This is a genomic window from Zunongwangia sp. HGR-M22 (assembly GCF_027594425.1).
In the GTDB taxonomy this organism is placed as follows: Bacteria; Bacteroidota; Bacteroidia; order Flavobacteriales; family Flavobacteriaceae; genus Zunongwangia.
On sequence record NZ_CP115159.1, the window covers coordinates 939,078 to 958,513 of the forward strand.

The 19,436-nt window shown below is 34.9% G+C and carries 18 protein-coding genes and 3 tRNA genes; 9 read left to right on the forward strand and 12 right to left on the reverse strand.

Features of this window, described 5'->3' with window-relative positions; genetic code table 11:
* Positions 1 to 3: 3 nt before the first annotated feature.
* The 4 genes from PBT91_RS04135 to PBT91_RS04150 are packed head-to-tail and all read right to left on the reverse strand — an operon-like array spanning position 4 to position 3,678.
* Entirely contained in the window at positions 4 to 459 is a 456-nt protein-coding gene (locus PBT91_RS04135; RefSeq protein ID WP_270060524.1) for a sterol desaturase family protein, read from the reverse strand.
* A 16-nt stretch (positions 460 to 475) separates the two neighbouring features.
* Positions 476 to 1,315, reverse strand: a complete 840-nt coding sequence (locus PBT91_RS04140; protein WP_270060525.1) for a phytoene/squalene synthase family protein — start codon at positions 1,313 to 1,315, stop codon at positions 476 to 478.
* 4 nt (positions 1,316 to 1,319) lie between these two features.
* A complete protein-coding gene (locus PBT91_RS04145; protein WP_270060526.1) occupies positions 1,320 to 2,783 on the reverse strand; it encodes a phytoene desaturase family protein in 1,464 nt (487 codons plus the stop codon).
* Position 2,784: 1 nt separating this feature from the next.
* Entirely contained in the window at positions 2,785 to 3,678 is an 894-nt protein-coding gene (locus PBT91_RS04150) for a MerR family transcriptional regulator (protein ID WP_270060527.1), read from the reverse strand.
* A 485-nt stretch (positions 3,679 to 4,163) separates the two neighbouring features.
* On the opposite strand from PBT91_RS04150, the gene sbnA reads away from it, so the two are divergent.
* The 3 genes from sbnA to PBT91_RS04165 are packed head-to-tail and all read left to right on the forward strand — an operon-like array spanning position 4,164 to position 8,447.
* A complete protein-coding gene (sbnA, locus tag PBT91_RS04155; RefSeq protein ID WP_270060528.1) occupies positions 4,164 to 5,162 on the forward strand; it encodes a 2,3-diaminopropionate biosynthesis protein SbnA in 999 nt (332 codons plus the stop codon).
* 41 nt (positions 5,163 to 5,203) lie between these two features.
* Complete coding sequence (locus tag PBT91_RS04160) at positions 5,204 to 7,015, forward strand: FAD/NAD(P)-binding protein (protein ID WP_270060529.1); 1,812 nt, start codon at positions 5,204 to 5,206, stop codon at positions 7,013 to 7,015.
* On the forward strand, positions 7,005 to 8,447 hold the full coding sequence (locus tag PBT91_RS04165; RefSeq protein ID WP_270060530.1) for a Y4yA family PLP-dependent enzyme: 1,443 nt from the start codon (positions 7,005 to 7,007) through the stop codon (positions 8,445 to 8,447). Before PBT91_RS04160 ends, PBT91_RS04165 begins: the two co-directional genes overlap by 11 nt.
* 235 nt (positions 8,448 to 8,682) lie before the next feature.
* Here the strand turns inward: PBT91_RS04165 and PBT91_RS04170 are convergent.
* The 3 genes from PBT91_RS04170 to PBT91_RS04180 form a co-directional block, all read right to left on the reverse strand.
* Positions 8,683 to 8,766: transfer RNA gene (locus PBT91_RS04170), tRNA-Leu, on the reverse strand.
* A gap of 66 nt (positions 8,767 to 8,832) precedes the next feature.
* Positions 8,833 to 8,905: transfer RNA gene (locus tag PBT91_RS04175), tRNA-Lys, on the reverse strand.
* 33 nt (positions 8,906 to 8,938) lie between these two features.
* A tRNA-Lys gene (locus PBT91_RS04180) sits at positions 8,939 to 9,011 on the reverse strand.
* Between the two features lie 125 nt (positions 9,012 to 9,136).
* Here PBT91_RS04180 and PBT91_RS04185 point away from each other — a divergent pair.
* A complete protein-coding gene (locus PBT91_RS04185) occupies positions 9,137 to 9,661 on the forward strand; it encodes a shikimate kinase (RefSeq protein WP_270060531.1) in 525 nt (174 codons plus the stop codon).
* On the opposite strand, the gene PBT91_RS04190 is transcribed toward PBT91_RS04185, so the two are convergent.
* Both PBT91_RS04190 and PBT91_RS04195 read right to left on the reverse strand, forming a co-directional pair.
* Positions 9,654 to 10,154 (reverse strand): phosphoribosyltransferase family protein, encoded by a 501-nt coding sequence (locus PBT91_RS04190; protein ID WP_270060532.1) that lies wholly within the window; start codon positions 10,152 to 10,154, stop codon positions 9,654 to 9,656. The genes PBT91_RS04185 and PBT91_RS04190 overlap by 8 nt on opposite strands.
* Before the next feature lie 11 nt (positions 10,155 to 10,165).
* Positions 10,166 to 10,564 (reverse strand): RNA-binding S4 domain-containing protein, encoded by a 399-nt coding sequence (locus PBT91_RS04195; RefSeq protein ID WP_270060533.1) that lies wholly within the window; start codon positions 10,562 to 10,564, stop codon positions 10,166 to 10,168.
* A gap of 81 nt (positions 10,565 to 10,645) precedes the next feature.
* Here PBT91_RS04195 and PBT91_RS04200 point away from each other — a divergent pair, with 81 nt between their 5' ends.
* The gene (locus tag PBT91_RS04200) at positions 10,646 to 11,644 is read left to right on the forward strand and encodes an FKBP-type peptidyl-prolyl cis-trans isomerase (RefSeq protein ID WP_270060534.1); all 999 of its coding nucleotides are present in this window, start codon (positions 10,646 to 10,648) and stop codon (positions 11,642 to 11,644) included.
* Between the two features lie 67 nt (positions 11,645 to 11,711).
* Here the strand turns inward: PBT91_RS04200 and PBT91_RS04205 are convergent, their stop codons facing one another.
* The 3 genes from PBT91_RS04205 to PBT91_RS04215 form a co-directional block, all read right to left on the reverse strand.
* On the reverse strand, positions 11,712 to 12,305 hold the full coding sequence (locus tag PBT91_RS04205) for an outer membrane beta-barrel protein (RefSeq protein ID WP_270060535.1): 594 nt from the start codon (positions 12,303 to 12,305) through the stop codon (positions 11,712 to 11,714).
* A gap of 125 nt (positions 12,306 to 12,430) precedes the next feature.
* Entirely contained in the window at positions 12,431 to 13,384 is a 954-nt protein-coding gene (locus PBT91_RS04210; protein ID WP_270060536.1) for a transketolase family protein, read from the reverse strand.
* Positions 13,385 to 13,410: 26 nt separating this feature from the next.
* Positions 13,411 to 14,256, reverse strand: coding sequence for a transketolase (locus tag PBT91_RS04215; protein WP_270060537.1), 846 nt, complete (start codon positions 14,254 to 14,256; stop codon positions 13,411 to 13,413).
* 174 nt (positions 14,257 to 14,430) lie between these two features.
* Here PBT91_RS04215 and tgt point away from each other — a divergent pair, with 174 nt between their 5' ends.
* The 4 genes from tgt (at position 14,431) to dnaB (ending at position 19,414) form a co-directional block, all read left to right on the forward strand.
* Positions 14,431 to 15,561, forward strand: coding sequence for a tRNA guanosine(34) transglycosylase Tgt (tgt, locus tag PBT91_RS04220; protein WP_270060538.1), 1,131 nt, complete (start codon positions 14,431 to 14,433; stop codon positions 15,559 to 15,561).
* A 12-nt stretch (positions 15,562 to 15,573) separates the two neighbouring features.
* Positions 15,574 to 16,650, forward strand: a complete 1,077-nt coding sequence (locus PBT91_RS04225) for an LptF/LptG family permease (protein ID WP_270060539.1) — start codon at positions 15,574 to 15,576, stop codon at positions 16,648 to 16,650.
* An 85-nt stretch (positions 16,651 to 16,735) separates the two neighbouring features.
* A complete protein-coding gene (locus tag PBT91_RS04230; RefSeq protein ID WP_270060540.1) occupies positions 16,736 to 17,689 on the forward strand; it encodes an acetyl-CoA carboxylase carboxyltransferase subunit alpha in 954 nt (317 codons plus the stop codon).
* A gap of 168 nt (positions 17,690 to 17,857) precedes the next feature.
* Positions 17,858 to 19,414 (forward strand): replicative DNA helicase, encoded by a 1,557-nt coding sequence (dnaB, locus tag PBT91_RS04235; protein ID WP_270060541.1) that lies wholly within the window; start codon positions 17,858 to 17,860, stop codon positions 19,412 to 19,414.
* Positions 19,415 to 19,436: the final 22 nt, after the last annotated feature.

A 19,436-nucleotide genomic window follows, 5' to 3' on the forward strand; every position in this document is an offset into this window, starting at 1 on the left:
AAATTATCTGGATTTTTTAAAATATTTAAAAGGAACAAACAGCATCCCAAAGTTTTCGCCGTCCTCTTTACCAATGTGTTTGTGGTGTATTTTATGTGCTCTTCTTATTCCTTTAGCATAGGTGCTGTTGGCATTTCTAAAAATTTTAAAACGTTGGTGTATAAAAATATCATGAACGCTAAAATAGGCGATTCCGTATGCTAAAATGCCAAGGCCAATAGGCAAGGTGTACCATACATCTTCGTAACGCCATAGTAGAAAACAACCAATGCTTACAGCTGCATAAAAAACAAAAAATAAATCGTTACGCTCCCACCATCTGCTGTGGTCTTTTTGGTGATGGTCTTTATGCAGGCTCCATAAAAAACCATGCATTATGTATTTATGCGTAAACCATGCCATAAACTCCATACCAATAAAAGTAGCCAGAAATATCGCGATCCAAAGAATTGTAGTCATAGGTTAAATTTACAAATTATATAAGATTAAGACGGCAAGAAATATAAGATTTTGCCAACAGTCCTGCTTTTTGATAATCTGATACTCTAATTCGCTTTTTCTTAATCTCTAAAGAGGGTGTTTGTTTGAGTTTGTAAAGTAATTTTTTGTAATAAATATATGCTGTGTATACGCCGAATTTTGCTTCAACGGGAAGGTGAATAATTCCGTTTAATCCTTTTCTAAAATCTTCGTCAATTTCATCGATAATCCTCTTTTTACTTTCTTCATCTAACTCTTCGAGATTAGTGTTCGGAAAATAACTTCTATTTAAATCTTCAAAATCGGCTTTTAAATCTCTCAGAAAATTTACCTTCTGAAAAGCTGAACCTAAACTCATCGCTGATTCTTTAAGTTCATTATACTTTTTTTGGTCGCCTTTTACAAATACTTTTAAACACATTAGCCCTACTACATCTGCACTGCCGTAAATATATTCTTTATACTCGTCTACAGTTAAATAATCTGATTTGTAAAGATCTAACCGCATAGACTTCATAAAAGCGATATAAAGTTTTTCGTCTATATCATATTTATGTACCGTTTCTTGAAAAGCATTAAGAATTGGATTTAAACTTATCTTTTGCGTTAAAGCTTTATATAAATCTTCTTCAAAATCGTTGAAAAGTACTTCTTTATCGTAGCCATGAAAACTGTCCACAATTTCGTCTGCAAATCGTACAAAGCCGTAAATATTGTAAATATCTTGTCGTATACTTGGAGCTAGCATTTTTGTTGCAGAAGAAAAAGAAGTACTGTAGGCGTTGGTAACTTCTTTACTGCACGTTCGCGAGACAACGTCAAAAATAGATTTCATAGCACTAAATTTTATTCTTTTTAATTAGACCTGCGGTTAATTTTCCCGAGATTAATGATGGCGGAACCCCCGGGCCGGGTACCGTAAGTTGTCCTGCAAAAAATAGATTTTTAACTTTTTTGCTTTTCAGTTTAGGCCTTAAAAATGCTGTTTGAAGCAAAGTGTTGGCGAGACCATATGCGTTTCCTTTGTAAGAATTATATGCTTCTTTAAAATCATTAACACAAAAAGACTCTTTAAATATAATATTATTTTTAACACTTTGATTTGTTATCCTCTCAAAGCGCGTTATAATTTTATTAAAATACTTTTCCCTGCGCTGTGGTGTGTCCTCGATATCGGGAGCTAATGGAATTAAAAATATACCTGCTTCGTTTCCTTGCGGAGCAATATTAGTATCTGTTACAGAAGGAAAACTGGCGTAAAATAAAGGATCTTCCGGCCACTTAGGATTATCATAAATATTCTTAGCGTGCACATCAAAATCTGTATCAAAAAATAAGCTATGATGAGCTACGTCCTCTAATCTTTTATCAAAACCAACATAAAATAGTAAAGCTGAAGGTGCAAATGTTCGATTTTCCCAGTATTTCTCTGAATATTGTCTTGATGCCTCTGGTAGTAGCTGTTCGCTATGATGATAGTCTGCTCCACTTAGTACAATATCACTAGTGATAAATTCATCATTAATGTAAAGGCCTTTAGCGGTGTTATCTTCAACAGCTATTTTCGTTACATTGGCGTTTGTTTGGATTTTTACACCTAATTCTTCAGCAAGTGATTGGATGCCTTTTATAACTTCATACATTCCGCCTTTAGGATGCCAAGTTCCCAGACCAAAATCTGCATAATTCATAAAGCTATAAAATGCAGGAGTAGCGGTAGGTTTGGCGCCTAGAAATAACACAGGGAATTCAAGGATTTTGATCAATTTTTGGTTATTGAACTCTTTTCGTACTTTCTTTGAAATTGTGCTGAAAAATTGTCCAATTCTGGCAGCAGTTTGCGGAGTAACTAATTCTATCGGAGATACGCCAGGACGGTAAACTACATCTTTAATCGCAATATCATAATTTTCCTGCGCTTCTTTTATAAACTTTTTTAGTGCTTTAGAGCTTCCTGCTTCTTCTTTTTCAAAAGCAGCATATATTTTTTCAAGACTATTCTCTATACTAATATGGTGACCCTCTTCAAAATATACGCGGTAAGCAGGATTCAATTTTATAAGTGTATAAAAATCTTCTGGTTTTTTATCAAAATCGGCAAAAAAGCGTTCAAAGACATCGGGCATCCAGTACCAGGTTGGTCCTATGTCGAAAGTGAAGCCATTCTTTTTTAACTGTCTGGCTCTACCGCCAACTTCCGCATTTTTTTCATAAATGGTAACGTCATAACCGTCTTTTGCCAGGTAACATGAAGCTGCTAAAGAAGCGAATCCAGATCCTATTATGGCAATTTTTTGCTTCATGTTAAAGGGTTTTTATAAAGTTATCTAACTCTTGGTGAAATTTTATATTTTCGGGTAAAGGCATTTCTTTTATGTTGTTTGTTTTGTGTCCAAATAAATTAAGTTCGTATGGGCGATGTTCGCATATAATTTCTTGAAATTCTTGTATGAAATCTTCAATATTCAGCGGAGCAATAGTGCAATAGCTCAGAAACTTTACATTGGAATAGCGCTCCAATAGAAATTTCATATTAGAAAGTGGTAAGCTTGGACCAAGAAATATAGTTTGATAGCCTGAGTGCAATAGTAAATATTGAATATACAGAATACTTAAATCGTGTATTTCATTTTCTGGTAGGAACAATATAAAAATATCTTCTTTGGTAGCTTCTTTTGAAGCTTTTATATCTGCTATATTGAGATATAATTTTTGTTTTATCAAATCGACAATATAATGTTCGTGTATTGGTTTTATAGTATCGGTTTGCCACAAGAGCCCGACCTCATTTAAAAGAGGTAAAAAGATGTCGTTAAATATAGCTTTAAAACTCTTCTTTTTTAATAAAGAGTTATAGGTTTGATTGAAAAGGTTTTCGTCAAAATTCATCATAGCCATCTTAAATTGATTGATAGCTCGATTTTCTTCGCTTATGCTAGAAGTAATTCGATGAACCATTCCCGAAATTTCTTCTTCCGTTAATTTAGAAATTCGCGATATTTTGTATCCATTTTCGTTAAGGAAAGAGATATTCAAAATCTTTTGTAGACAAGAACTATCATACATGCGTATGTTAGTTTTTGTACGCTGTGGTGTTAAAATATTATAGCGTTTCTCCCACATCCTTATGGTATGTGCTTTGATACCACTAAGGTTTTCGAGATCTTTTATGCTAAAGCTTTGTTTGATTAATTCCATATAAACTATGATACCAAACAAATCTATACAAATTGTAATCGCAATTTATATAGGAAAAAGTTAAAATGTTTAATGTAGTCGTTAATTGATTAAACAAAATAAATTTTCAAACTTTTGAGTTTCATTTTGTACCTATTTAGTATCCGGAATGAATCATTAGAATGACGTCATGCGGTTTCGATTGTTATCGGAATTGATTAACGGTCTCATCGTTTAAGTGCTGTTTTTTAAATCTATATGAGATTCTGTATTAAGTGCGGAATTGCAAAAATTTCAATGATTAAAATAACGGATAGTCTTTTTAAAATTTAATTTATCTTAAGCTTCAGTGCACTTGCAATTTCAAGCCATTTTTTAAGATATCATTCGATGTTCTAGTTAATATATATAAAATAGATTATGAAGAGATAATTATTAATATGACCTTTAGATAAGGTTTCTTGTCTTGCGTATTTTAAGAGAAAGAAATCGCATAAAAGCTTTGTATGATATTAGATAAAATCAAAAACAATCATAGTATAATAGATGCTATTGGCGATACTCCATTAATCCATCTTCATAAAATGTTCTTAGACTCTAAGATTAATTTTTATGGAAAATTAGAAGCAGCGAATCCTTCTGGTAGTCTTAAAGATAGAACTTCTGCTTTTATTCTTCAAAATGCTTTAGAGGAAGGTAAAATTAGGCCAGGGGATACTGTAATCGAATCTAGCTCTGGGAATATGGCTTTAGGCCTGGCGCAGGCATGTTTATATTTGAAACTGAAATTGATTGTAGTGGTAGATCCACATATTAATAAACATACTGAAAAATTGCTTTTAGCGTATGGCGCAAAGATTGAATATGTTACCAAACCATCCAAAAAAGGAGGTTTTCTGGCTGCAAGATTAGACAAAGTACAGGAGCTTTTAAAAGCTATTCCAAATAGTTTTTGGACAAATCAATACGGAAATCCAGATAATCCTTTGGCGCATCATAAAACGATAGAAGAGATTATGATCGCATTAGAAGGTGATGTAGATTATATATTTGTTTCTGCGAGTACATGTGGTACTTTAATGGGATATGCAGATTATATTTTAGAAAATAATCTTAAGACCAAATTAATTGCTGTAGATGCAAAGGGAAGCGTCTTGTTTGGAGGAGAGGCTAAAAAACGATTAATCCCAGGTCATGGGGCTGCAGTGCCTTCACAATTTCTTCGGAAAGAAAGAATTTATGATTATCTAGCGGTAAGCGATCTAGATTGTATAGAAGGATGCTGGTCACTACTTAAATCTGAAGGAATTTTGTGCGGTGGTTCTACAGGAGGTGTGGTTACCGCCATTAAAAACTATATTGCGAAGATTGATGATTCAAGTAATTGTGTGTTTCTTTTATGTGACAAGGGCGAGCGGTATTTAGATACGATCTATAATCCAGATTGGATACAAGTAAACTTTCCAGATTATAAATCAATTGAAAATTCGGAAATCGGGTGGTAGGTATCAGTAATTCTGAAATTTATAAAACCAAAAAGTATAAGGTGGCGATAATAGGGATGGGGCCTAAAGGGCTGTATGCCCTAGAGCGTTTATTAGCTCAAATTAAATATAATACAATAGATCAATGTATCGAAGTGCATATATTTAATGCTGATGAAAATTTTGGTTCGGGCAATGTTTACGCTAAAAATCAACCATCTTATCTGATTATGAATTATGCAAGCAGTAATATAAATGCCTGGATAGATGAAACGCCAAAGCCAATAGTACAGCAACCATTAAGCTTTATAGAGTGGTTAAAAGAAAATAAAGTTGATAAGCGTTCAAATTCATATCTCGATTTTGCTCCACGTGCGATAGTTGGAGAATATTTAAATACTGTTTTTAAGGAATTAGTGAGTAACTCGCCAGAGAGCATTAGCTATTACTTTCATCCAAATATAGTTGCAGATATAAAAAAAACAGGCGATAAATTTCAGATTAAAGAACAATCAGATTCAAATTATCTTAGTGATAAAATCGATAATGTTTTACTAACCACGGGTCATCTTGGGGCAGGAGCAGATTTTATTTCAGAACAACCGGCTTCATCTTTTATTAATTTTGTGTATCCTACGAAAACTAAACTAAAAGATGTAAAGACGGGTAAGGTTGTTATCCGTGGGTTTGGTTTAACCTGCATTGATACCGTTTTAGAACTAACTGAAGGGCGAGCGGGTATCTTTAAATCTGGATCCTCAAATAAAATGAAGTATTTGCCATCGGGTAAAGAACCAAATTGTATTTACATTATTTCAAGATCAGGTTTACCAATGTTTCCTAGAAATAGTAGTGAAGAGGAGATTGAAAGATTGGTTTATTTTACTGAAGAAAATATCGAGGCAGCATTAAAATTATCTTTTGTTGATTTGTTTTTACCTTTAATTAAAAAGGAATTTTATTTTCAGTATTACAAAATTGCATTTAAAATCAAGAATCTTGAGTTGAAATTTGATGAAGATTTTGAAACTGTAACTGCTCAGGTTACCGAATTTCATTCTAAATTTCCTGAAGAAGAAAAGTATTGTTGGGATCAATTAATAGATCCATTTCATGGTCAAGCCACAATTTATAACGATCAATTAATCGAATATCTAAAATTTTTAATTTCAGAAGCAAAAAAGGGTGTGCACGCAAGTCCCATTATGGCAGCTGTGGGCACTTGGCGAAAAATTAGTCCGATCTTCAATAAATATTATAGTTTTGGAAGGCTGGATGCCAAATCACATGCATTGTTTGATCGAGATTATTTTGGTCTTTTCAATCGTCTATCTTACGGCCCACCAATTATAAATACTGAAAAGTTGATTGCTTTAGCTGAAGGAGGTCTTATAGACTTCAGCCGAGTAAGAAATGCAGAGATTATTCATAATAAAAAAAATGGGTACGAATTAATATTGGATAAAAAATCCAGTTCATTCAGAAGAAATGCAGAAAATTATGACACTGGTAAAATAAAGATTGATACCGTTATCGACGCAAGAATACCACGCGGTATAGATAGACGACCTAAATCCTTATTTAGCAATTTGCTGACTAAAGGTCTTCTGCGCAGTTTTAAAAATAAGAATAACGGCTATTACGAGGCTAGTGCTGTCGATATTAATAAATCTGGTAAAGCCATCAATGCAAACGGAACTTTAGAAGATAACCTGTCACTTTATGGAACACCAACAGAAGGAGTGACGCTAGATAATGATACGTTATCCAGAACTCGAAATAATTTTGCGTCTATATGGGCTCAAAATGTAATTCAGGATATTCAAAATAAAAATAAACAGAACTTATTTAATAATACAATTAATGTACACTAAGGCGAATAAGATAAATGGCTTAACACCAATAACCAGTGAATGGATGGAAGAAGTTATGCGCGATAAATCTTTGATTGAACAATTGATTTCAAAATATGGCTCTCCGGTAAACCTTCACCATTTGCCTACTTTTTCAAGTAATATTGAAAGATTTCGCGAACTTTTTGCCCAATATGGTTTAAGACATCAAATTTACTATGCCCGTAAAGCAAACAAAAGCAAAGCACTTGTACAAAAAGCTTTGCAATCTGGGATTGGGGTAGATACCGCAAGTTTTAGAGAATTAGAACAGTCATTAGCGCTGGGAGGTACTGGGGAAACCTTGGTACTTACATCAGCTATCAAAACCAAAGAGCAATATGCTTTAGCCATTAAAGAACAAGTGCCCATTATTTTAGATAATGTTGATGAGTGCGAACTAGCTAATACCGTTGCTGTAGAACTGGGGAAAGTTGCAATTGTAGGTTTTAGAGTAAGCGGATTTAAAGTTGAAGATAAAAAACTTTATAGCCGTTTTGGATTCGATATAGAATTGCTAAAACAGTTTATTCTTGAAAACCTTGGGGCAGAAGGTACATACAAAAACTTAAATATTGCAGGTTTACACTTTCATTTAGACGGTTACTCAACCCATCAGCGTGGAAAAGCTTTAAGTGATTGTATAAGTATGTTAAGTGAATTAAACGAAGCTGGGTTTAATTTAGACTTCATTGATATAGGAGGTGGCATATTGATTAATTATCTGGAAGATGAACAGGAATGGAGCAATTTTGATAAGCAATTAAGGGTACAAGTCGCTTCGGGAGAGGGGAATCTAACCTTTAATCAAAATGGATTGGGATATGAACTTATAAACGGAAATGTAGAACGTTCCCTGAAAACATATCCATATTATAACAACGTAAATGGCGTAGACTTTTTAAAACAAGTACTGGAGTATAAAGAATCTGCCGAGTCTTCGCCTAATTTTTCGAGACTGCAAAAAAACAATATAGAAATACGAATTGAACCTGGTAGATCACTGCTCAATCAAATAGGAATGACGATCGCTAAAGTTGCCCATCGTAAACAAGATGCAAAAGGACAATGGTTGGTTGGATTAGAAATGAATATGAGCCAGATGATGAGTTCTAGTGCAGATTTTCTTCTTGATCCTTATTTGATTTATGAAGATGATTTTTCTGAAGAATCGGCTGTGGACGTTTTTTTTACGGGTGCATACTGTTTAGAAAGAGATGTGCTATTGAAACGCAAAATTACCTTGCCGCAATTACCTAAAATCGGAGATTTGGTGGCCTTTGTGAATACAGCTGGTTATATGATGCACTTTTTTGAAACCGAAGCTCATCTTTTTGAGCTATCTACAAATCTTAGTTTCAATAATTCTGAAAAGTTAACTGTAGTAGATTTTGTAAATGATGATATGCTATAAAATTCATGGAGTAGGAAGGTAGATTATATTTCTTGCTCCATGTTGAAATCAAAAACATTTTAGTTATTACAGGATAGCAAAAACACTCTTAAATCCTTTTGAATTTTTTTTGTATTGAATAATTTCAGAAATCTTTTAGAAGAAAAAGACTAATATGTTTTTGGGGAATCTAAAGTAGAAAGTTGACTAGATGTTGACTGCGGAAATTTTAAAGTAGGGTCGTAGGATAATAGAGTGCCCAGGATGGGAGTCGAACCCATACGCCCTAATGGACACATGGCCCTCAACCATGCCTGTCTACCAATTCCAGCACCTGGGCAAATGCGCCATTAAAAATAACGGGCCTTTGTATTTCACAATTTCATAAATCTATAAAATAAAAAAGTGATCTGGCTGGGGCTCGAACCCAGGACCCTCTCCTTAAAAGGGAGATGCTCTACCAACTGAGCTACCAGATCAAATTTGAATTTTATAAAAAAAGAACATCTATGTGATCTGGCTGGGGCTCGAACCCAGGACCCTCTCCTTAAAAGGGAGATGCTCTACCAACTGAGCTACCAGATCAATAAAAATGCATGCGTTTTTTTGCGAATGCGGGTGCAAATATATAATCTATTTTTTATTTTTCAAGCATATTTTGATATAAATTTGCTTTTAGTAGAAAATAACTTCAAAAAAATAAACATAAAATGAAAATTTTCCTGAATGGTTACATGGGGTGCGGTAAGTCTTATATCGGTGAAAAACTTTCTGAATCAATGGATTATACATTTGTGGATATGGATAGTCAGATAGAAATTATGGAGGGTAGGACGATTCATGAAATTTTTCAAAAAAAAGGAGAATTATATTTCAGAAAACTCGAAAATGAAGTCTTAAAAGATATTTTAGCTTCAAAATCTGATATGATTATCTCTTTAGGAGGAGGAACTCCATGCTACGGTAATAATTTTGAGCTTATAAAAGCAGATGCAGAAAATCAAACGCTGTACCTCAAAGCTTCAGTAGAAGTATTAACCGAGCGCTTGTTTTTAGAGAAAGTTCATCGACCGGTTATTAGTCATTTAGAAACCAAAGAACAGTTAGAAGAGTTTATTAGAAAGCATTTGTTTGAACGGGCCTTTTATTATAACCAATCTAAAATTATTGTGGATGTAGATCATTCTACACCCACGAAGATTCTTGAAGAAATAAGAGCTAAGCTAGTTAAATAAGCTCTGCTCTATCATTTCCTTTTTCGAAGGTTATTCTTACCATTTCGCTTAAGGAGGTGGAAAGTGAAATTCCTTTAAAATCGGCTTTTACAGGATACTTTTTATGATTGCGGTCTACCAGTACTGCTGTTTTGAATTGCTTTAATGGAACGTCTAAAAAATGACGTACACCGTATATTAAAGTTGTGCCCGAGTTTAATACGTCGTCGATTAAGACTAGGGATTTTTCATTATAGTTTTCGGGAAGAATAGAAGTAGTTACTTTATTTCTTGGACTTTTCTTATTTACATGAACTTCGCATAAGATAATTTTTAATGGAGATATTTTTTCGAGTTCTTCCTGGATCCTTTTTGCTAGTTTAAAACCTTTTCTGGCAATACCGGCCAATACGATCTCTTCTTCATTTATGTTACTTTCATAAATCTGAAATGCTATTCTTCTAATTTTTTGAGCAATTTCAGTATCGTTTAAAATCTGAATTCTTTCTTTCATTTTATAAAGTCTTAGGTAGTTTGGTCTTTGTTTTCTTTGTCATCGGCATTTTCAAACCAATCATCAATATCTCTTCGATCTTTTTTGGTTGGTCGTCCCGTGCCTTTTTTTCGGTAATAATCTTTAGAATATTTAAGAAGATCTTGTTTTTCAAAAGCTTCTTTAGGGGTGTGATCCTGTACGTAAATATTCACAAGCTTTGCTCCAACTCGGCTTTTTGGAAGATCTAAAACTTCAATTTCGTAGTTTATTTGATTCTTCCTAACAACCAATCTATCGCCAGGGAAAATATCTTTAGAGGGTTTAACATTGGTGGTTTCCATTTTTACTTTACCCTGCTTGCATGCATTGGTTGCGATGCTTCGGGTTTTAAAGTACCGCACACTCCATAAAAATTTATCAACTCTCATAATAAATGGTCCTTAAAACTGTTCTATTATCTTAAACAAAAATACAAGATTATTGTATCTTGCGCCCTTAAAAACGAGACAATGCGATTGAATAAATACTTTTTAGCCGGAATTACTTTGGCTAGTCTTTCTTTTACCAGCTGTAACGACGACGATGATAATAACAGGAATATACCTCGAGAGGAGCTTAGGGATGAAACCGAGCAGGCCTTAATAGATGATGATAGTATTGTTGAATATCTACAAACGCATTTTTATAATTATGAGGAATTTGAAAATCCATCTTCAGATTTCGATTATAGAATCGTTTTTGATACAATTGCTGGAGAAAATAGTGATAAAGAATCGATATTTGAATCGGATTTTCTGGAAACTAAAAAGGTACCTTATCGGGTTAACGAAACAGAGGTGGACTATAATCTATACATTTTGAAGGTTAGGGAGGGGGAAGGAGAGCGTCCTCACTTTTCAGACTCGACGTATGTAAGATATAAAGGAGAATTGTTGAATTCTGAAGTGTTTGATAATAGCATTAATTCTCCTGTATGGTTTGATCTTGTAGGTTATGTTGTAGAGGAGGTAAATAATGCAGGGCAAGTTCAGCGTACTAGAAGAGGTGGTGTAGTGCCTGCATTTAGAGAAGCTATGACTGAATTTCAAGGAGCCTCTAGCTATACCGTTAATGGCGATAACACGGTTAACTGGTCTAATGATTATGGTATTGGAGCCTTGTTTGCTCCATCTGGATTAGGATATTTTAATGGTGCGACCGGAGGAAGCAAATATAGCCCGTTGATTTTCACCTTTGATTTACTGAATGTAAATGAAGCCGATCATGATGGAGATGGTATCCCAAGCTGGATGGAAGACATAAATGAAAATAGAGATTTATATGACGATGATACCGACGGGGATGGATTGCCTAATTTTTCTGATAATGATGATGATGGTGATGGTTTACCAACACGCCAGGAAATTATTATTAATGCAGATGGCACGATAACTTTCCCGGATTCTAATAACAACGGCACTTCAAATCACTTGGATCCAGATTATTTTCAACCTGTAGGTGAGGAATAATAATATAAAAAAAAGTAAATAAAAAAAGCTCCTAAAGAAGGAGCTTTTTTTATTTATAGAATACTATTTAGAGCGCTATAGATAAACTCAAAATCCATTGTGAAGGTCTTGAATCTATAGAGAAATTTTCTTCTGCAGTTTCACTGAAAGCAGTATTATCTGTAAATGCACCTTCATATCTAACGTCTATTCCCAAGTTGCCAAGGTTTAGACCTGCTCCTAATTGATATCCTACTGTAATATCTTTATCAACATTTCCTATTTTAAATGTTCCATTTTCGATTTCGTTGTTCGTGATGTATTGAAACGATGGCCCGGCTTTTACATTTAACGGGCCTAAGATATCGACTCCTAATAAAACCGGTAGGTCTATTTTATTAAGATCATAATCAAAAGCACCATAATCGGTAGTTAGTTTGGTGTAAACAAGTTCTGGCTGAATGAAAACTCCTGAAATTCCAAATTTTCCGAATACACCAAAGTGATACCCCGCTTTAGATTCTCCATTCTTTAAATCAGGGAAATCTTCTCTAGCTTCATCAAAGCCATTGATGTCACCAGTAGATCCATAATTTAATCCTCCTTTTATTCCAAATTCTGATGACTGCGCCCATATGCCTGTTGATGTTAGACAGAGCATAATGATTAAAATTTTTTTCATAATAATAGTTTTAGTTTCTATATCGAACGTAAATTAAGATCTTAAATTTTGGCTGAAAATAACAAAGCCTTTTAAAATGACTTTAAAAGGCTTTGTTTTATAAAAGTTTAACGCTTTTTAAGCTTTTATTTACGTTTTATAACTTTTTCTGAAGCTGCTATAATCGCATCGGCGTTAAGACCATACTTCTCCATTAATTGCTCTGGAGTACCACTTTCTCCAAAAGTATCTTTAGTAGCTACAAACTCTTGTGGAGCTGGTTGGTGTTCTGCCAAAGTTCTGGCTACACTTTCTCCTAAACCGCCAAGGAAGTTATGCTCTTCAGCAGAAACTACACATCCGGTTTTCTTAACCGATTTGATGATCGCTTCTTCATCTAAAGGTTTAATTGTGTGAATATTAATAATCTCAGCACTAATACCTTTTTCAGCTAAAGCTTCGCCAGCTTTTATAGCTTCCCATACTAAGTGACCGGTAGCAATTATGGTAACATCTGTACCTTCGTTCAAAATAATAGCTTTTCCGATCTCAAATTTTTGATCTTCAGGAGTGAATATTGGCACTTTTGGTCGTCCAAATCGTAAATAAACAGGTCCCACGTGTTCTGCAATAGCAATTGTAGCAGCCTTAGTTTGGTTGTAGTCACATGGGTTAATCACTGTCATCCCAGGTAACATTTTCATTAAACCAATGTCTTCAAGAATTTGGTGAGTAGCACCATCTTCTCCAAGTGTTAAACCAGCGTGAGAAGCACAAATTTTTACATTTTTATTAGAATAGGCAATAGATTGTCTAATTTGATCGTAAACACGACCGGTAGAGAAGTTAGCAAATGTTCCTGTGTAAGGAATATATCCACCAATTGTCAATCCAGCAGCCATTCCCATCATATTTGCCTCTGCAATTCCTGTTTGGAAAAAGCGATCTGGATTGGCTTCGATAAAATCGGCCATTTTCAATGAAGGGGTAAGGTCGGCACAAAGTGCAACTACTTTTTCGTTAGTTTTTCCAAGCTCTGCCAGCCCGGCACCAAAACCACTTCTAGTATCTTGTTTTTCTGTATATGTATATTTTTTCATTGTATTCTTTTTTGGAAAACACGAGTTTAGTAATCGCCTAAAGTTTCCGGGTTTTGTGCAAGGGCACTTTCTAATTGTTCATCATTTGGAGCTTTACCGTGCCATTCGTGCGTATGCATCATAAAATCTACACCATTACCCATTATGGTAGTCATTAGCACACAAACAGGTTTTCCTTTACCGGTATGTTCTTTAGCTTCGTTAAGTCCTTCGATTACTTTTTTGATATCATTACCTTCAGCAATTTCTAAAACATCCCATCCAAAAGCTTCAAATTTAGCTCTTAGATCGCCCATATTAAGAACAGTATCTGTGCTACCATCAATTTGTTGGCCGTTTACATCTACTGTAGAAATTAAGTTATCCACACCATTTGCACCGGCATACATTATCGCTTCCCAGTTTTGTCCTTCCTGTAATTCTCCATCACCATGCAAAGAGAAAACTAAATGACTGTCTTTGTTCAATTTTTTAGCTTGTGCCGCTCCTAAAGCTATAGACATTCCCTGGCCCAAAGATCCAGAAGCTATTCTAATTCCCGGAAGGCCCTCGTGAGTAGTTGGGTGTCCTTGTAGGCGAGAATCGATCATTCTAAACGTACTTAATTCTTCTACCGGAAAGTAACCACTACGTGCTAGTACACTATAGAAAACAGGGGAGATATGACCATTGGAAAGGAAAAATAAGTCCTCACCAACCCCGTCCATATTAAAGCTAGGATCATGCTCTAAAATTTCTTGATAGAGCGCTACAAAAAACTCAGTACAACCAAGAGAACCTCCTGGGTGGCCAGAGTTTACTTTATGAACTTGTCTTACAATATCCCTGCGTACCTGGGTAGCAAAACTTTTTAATTCTTCAATGTTTGCCATTTATATAGTTATTGTTGTGAATATTTATTGCTAAAATAAGTCAATATTATGCTTTCTCAAAACGAAAGCGCATGAGTATTGTGATAAGTGTTAAATTTACACTTTATTTTTGAAATATCATAATTCTTTAATTTGCAGAAATGTTAAGTATCTTTGCATCCACTAAATCTGAATATGGAATTTGAACTTTTAAAGACCGATCCCGCCAGTAAAGCCCGGGCCGGTAAAATTACTACCGATCATGGCGTAATTGAAACGCCTATTTTTATGCCGGTTGGTACAGTAGCATCGGTAAAAGGAGTACATCAAACAGAATTAAAACAGGAAATAAATCCAGATATAATTTTAGGAAACACCTATCATCTTTATTTAAGGCCACAAACCGAAATTTTGAAAAAAGCTGGTGGACTCCATAAGTTTATGAATTGGGATCGAAATATTCTAACCGATAGTGGTGGTTACCAAGTATATTCTCTGTCAGAAAGAAGAAAAATAAAGGAAGAAGGCGTAAAGTTTAAATCGCATATCGATGGTTCTTATCATGTTTTTACTCCAGAGAATGTGATGGAAATTCAGCGAGAAATTGGTGCCGACATCATTATGGCGTTCGATGAATGTACACCCTATCCCTGCGATTATAATTATGCAAAGAGATCGATGCAAATGACGCATCGTTGGCTGGATCGCTGTATAAAACATTTTGCTGAAACTCCGCCGCTTTATGGATACGATCAGACTTTATTTCCAATTGTTCAGGGAAGTACATATAAGGATTTAAGAAAGCAATCTGCAGAATATATTGCTTCTCGTGATGCTGAAGGAAATGCTATTGGAGGATTATCTGTAGGAGAACCCGCTGAAGAAATGTATGCGATGACTGAAGTGGTTACCGAGATTCTTCCTGAAGAAAAACCAAGATATTTGATGGGAGTAGGTACTCCTATTAATATTTTAGAGAATATTGCATTAGGTATAGATATGTTCGATTGTGTGATGCCCACCCGAAATGCTAGAAACGGAATGTTATTTACTGCTCATGGTACGATAAATATTAAAAATAGAAAGTGGGTAGATGATTTTTCACCTATAGACGAGATGGGAATCACTTTTGTAGATACTCAATATTCTAAAGCATACGTTCGTCATTTATTTAGCGTTAATGAAATGCTTGGCAAACAAATTGCTACTATTCATAACCTAGGATTTTATCTTTGGTTGGTACGCGAAGCCAGAAAGCATATTTTAGCAGGAGATTTTAGAGCCTGGAAAGATATGATGGTAAAACAGATGGATAAAAGATTATAAAAAAATCGTAGTTTGAAAATATTAGATTGGTATATTTTAAAGCGCTATTTAGGAACATTCAGCATGATGCTGTTACTTTTTATTCCAATTGGGATAACTGTAAATCTAGCTGAAAAAATAGATAAGATTCTTGAGAATGAGGTGCCTTTTGTTGAAGTGGCCGAATATTATCTGAATTTCACGATCTACTTTGCCAATCTTTTATTTCCGCTTTTCCTATTTTTATCTATTATATGGTTTACTTCAAAACTAGCGAACAATACAGAGGTTATTGCCTTTCTAAGTAGTGGAGTGTCATTCTATCGATTTCTACGACCTTATCTTATAGGAGCTACAATTGTTTGTATTGCAGCACTAGGCTTAAGTATGTTCCTTGCACCAAAGGCAAGTAAGGGATTTAACGAATTTAAATATGAGTATCTAAAAAGAGGGCATCAAACTCAAGAAACTAAAGACGTGTATCGGCAGGTTAATGATAACGAAGTTATTTATGCCAGCCATTTTAGGCCAAAAACCCATACCGCCAGTAATTTTACTTTAGAACATTTTGAAGGGAATGAGATGAAGTTTAAAATTAGCGCCTCCAGATTAAAATTTAATACAGAAGATTCTACCTATACTTTATCGAATGTTGATAAAAGAGTGGTTGGTGAAAATGGAGATATTATCACCAAACAAACCATCTTAGATACTGTTTTGCCATTTGAGTTTGATGAGTTAACCCCGGAAACCTATATTGCTGAAACGCTTAATTTTTCAGAATTAAATGAATTTATAGAAAAAGAAAGTCGACGTGGATCTGGAAATATGAATATGTATCTGGTGGCTGCTTACAAGCGTGTAAGTATTCCGGTTTCAGCATTTATTTTAACAATTATCGCTGTGGCAGTTTCTTCAATGAAGCGTCGTGGCGGGATGGGAATTAATCTTGCCGTAGGAATTTCGCTGGCCTTTCTATTTATCTTTTTCGATAAAATATTTGGTACAATTGCCGAGCAATCAACATTTTCACCATTACTTGCAGTGTGGATTCCTAATATCTCATTTGGGATATTAGCGGTCTTTCTACTGTTAAAAGCAAAACGTTAATAAAAATAATTGAGCAAAGGCTTTAATTCTTCGATTTAAAGTTTGTTATATTTGTAGGCTCAAAATAAAACAACCATAGGTACTTATGGAATATTTAGACTTTGAATTACCGATTAAAGAACTTGAAGAGCAGTACGATCGCGCCTGCAATATTGGCGAAGAAAGTGAAGTTGATGTGACTGCTACATGCAAGCAAATCGAGAAAAAATTAAAGGAAAAGAAGAAGGAGATTTATAAAAATCTTACCGCCTGGCAACGTGTACAATTGTCACGACATCCTAATCGTCCCTACACGCTGGATTATATAAATGCGATCTGTGGTGATACTTTTTTAGAATTACACGGGGATAGAAGTGTAAAAGACGATAAAGCAATGATTGGTGGCCTTGGTAAAATTGGTGATCAAAGTTTTATGTTTGTTGGTCAGCAAAAAGGATTCAATACCAAAACTAGGCAATATCGAAATTTCGGGATGGCAAATCCAGAAGGCTATCGTAAGGCTTTACGTCTTATGAGATCTGCAGAAAAATTCAATTTACCTGTAGTATGTTTCGTTGATACTCCGGGGGCTTATCCTGGTTTGGAAGCTGAAGAAAGAGGACAAGGTGAAGCTATCGCTCGCAATATTATGGAGATGACACGCCTTAGTGTACCAATTATTGTTGTAATTATTGGTGAAGGTGCCAGTGGAGGAGCTTTAGGAATTGGTGTTGGTAATAAGGTTTTAATGTTAGAAAACACCTGGTATTCTGTAATCTCACCAGAATCTTGTTCTTCAATCTTATGGCGAAGCTGGGAATATAAAGAAACAGCTGCAGAAGCATTAAAACTTACTGCGGAAGACATGAAAAAGCAAAAGCTTATTGACGAGATTGTAAAAGAGCCATTAGGAGGAGCGCATAGCGATCGTGAAGGTGCTTTTAAAGAAGTTGAAAAATCTATTTTAGATGCTTTTGAAGAACTTAAAAACTTATCAAAGGAAGATTTGATAAGTACAAGAATGGATAAATATTTGGACATGGGAGTTTACAAAGACTAACCCATTCATTATCATAGGATATTAGAAGAATCCGAAACAAAAGTTTCGGATTTTTTTGGCCTTATCAACAAAAAAATAAAGTTTTCAACAACCATATTGTTCATTACTAGTGAACTAGAAATTTCTAATTTCTTAAGGTCTAGTTAACAAATTGGTTACTTTCGTGCTATGGAAAAAATCGCAACATCTAAAGGATACAATAATCAAAATGCTAATGTCATTAGCCTGGAAAAAGGAAAGATTCCTCCTCAGGCGGTTGATTTAGAGGAGGTTGTGCTTGGTGCTATGATGATCGATAAGAAAGGTGTAGATGAGATCATTGATATTTTACATCCCGATGCGTTTTATAAAAATTCGCATAAACTGATTTATGAGGCTATTTTCAAACTTTTTGAAAATACCGAGGCGATCGACTTATTAACCGTTTCTAATCAACTTAAGAAAGACGGAAATTTTGAAAAAGCTGGCGGGGATTATTATTTGATTCAGCTTACACAAAGAGTATCATCTTCAGCGCATATCGAGTTTCACGCTCGTATTATTCTTCAGAAATACATACAGCGTAGTTTAATAAAAATATCTTCGGAAATCATCGAAGAAGCTTATGACGAAAGTGTTGATGTTTTCGATCTTTTAGATTCAGCTGAAGCAAAATTATACGAGGTAACTCAGGGAAATATTAAAAAATCTACCGAATCTGCACAAAGCTTAGTTATTCAGGCAAAAGCACGAATTCAAGAGATTTCTAATAAAGAAGGATTAAGTGGTGTACCTTCAGGGTTCGATAAATTAGACGAATTAACTTCGGGATGGCAACCTTCAGATTTAATTATTGTTGCAGCGCGTCCCGGTATGGGGAAAACGGCACTAACCTTGTCTATGGCAAGAAATATTGCTGTAGGACAAGGAATTCCAGTGGCTTTCTTCTCTCTAGAGATGTCCTCAGTACAGTTAATTACTCGTTTAATTTCTTCGGAAACAGGACTTTCTTCAGAAAAATTAAGAACTGGGAATCTTGAAAAACACGAGTGGGAGCAGTTAAATGTAAAAGTGAAAGATCTTGAAAAAGCACCACTTTTTATAGATGATACTCCATCTTTATCGATTTTCGATTTAAGAGCAAAAGCCCGTCGATTAGCTTCTCAATTTGGGATTAAATTGATAGTGATCGATTATTTGCAGTTAATGACAGCCGGTGGAACGCAAAAAGGAGGAAACCGTGAACAGGAAATTTCTACCATTTCGCGAAACCTTAAAGCCCTGGCAAAAGAATTGAGCGTTCCGGTAATTGCACTTTCTCAGCTATCGCGTGCGGTAGAAACTCGTGGAGGTAGTAAAAGACCATTACTTTCAGATCTTAGGGAATCTGGAGCGATCGAGCAGGATGCCGATATTGTTTCGTTCATTTATCGTCCAGAATATTATAAAATTGAAGAGTGGGATGACGAAGAACGTTCTCCAACAGAAGGACAAGGAGAATTTATCGTGGCAAAACACCGTAATGGTGGTTTAGAAAATATCCGACTTAAATTTATTGGTCATCTAGGTAAATTTGATAACTTAGAAGACTTTGATTCTCCATTCGAATTTCATTCTAAGATGAACGATGGTGATGATAATAACGAGTTTGGAAGTGCAAATCTTCCAAGTCCAAGCGCCGATGAAGCATTTGGAAGTTCGATGAATGATTTTAATCAGGATGATGATAGCGACGTTCCGTTCTAAATTTAGAATTACGATAAAAAAT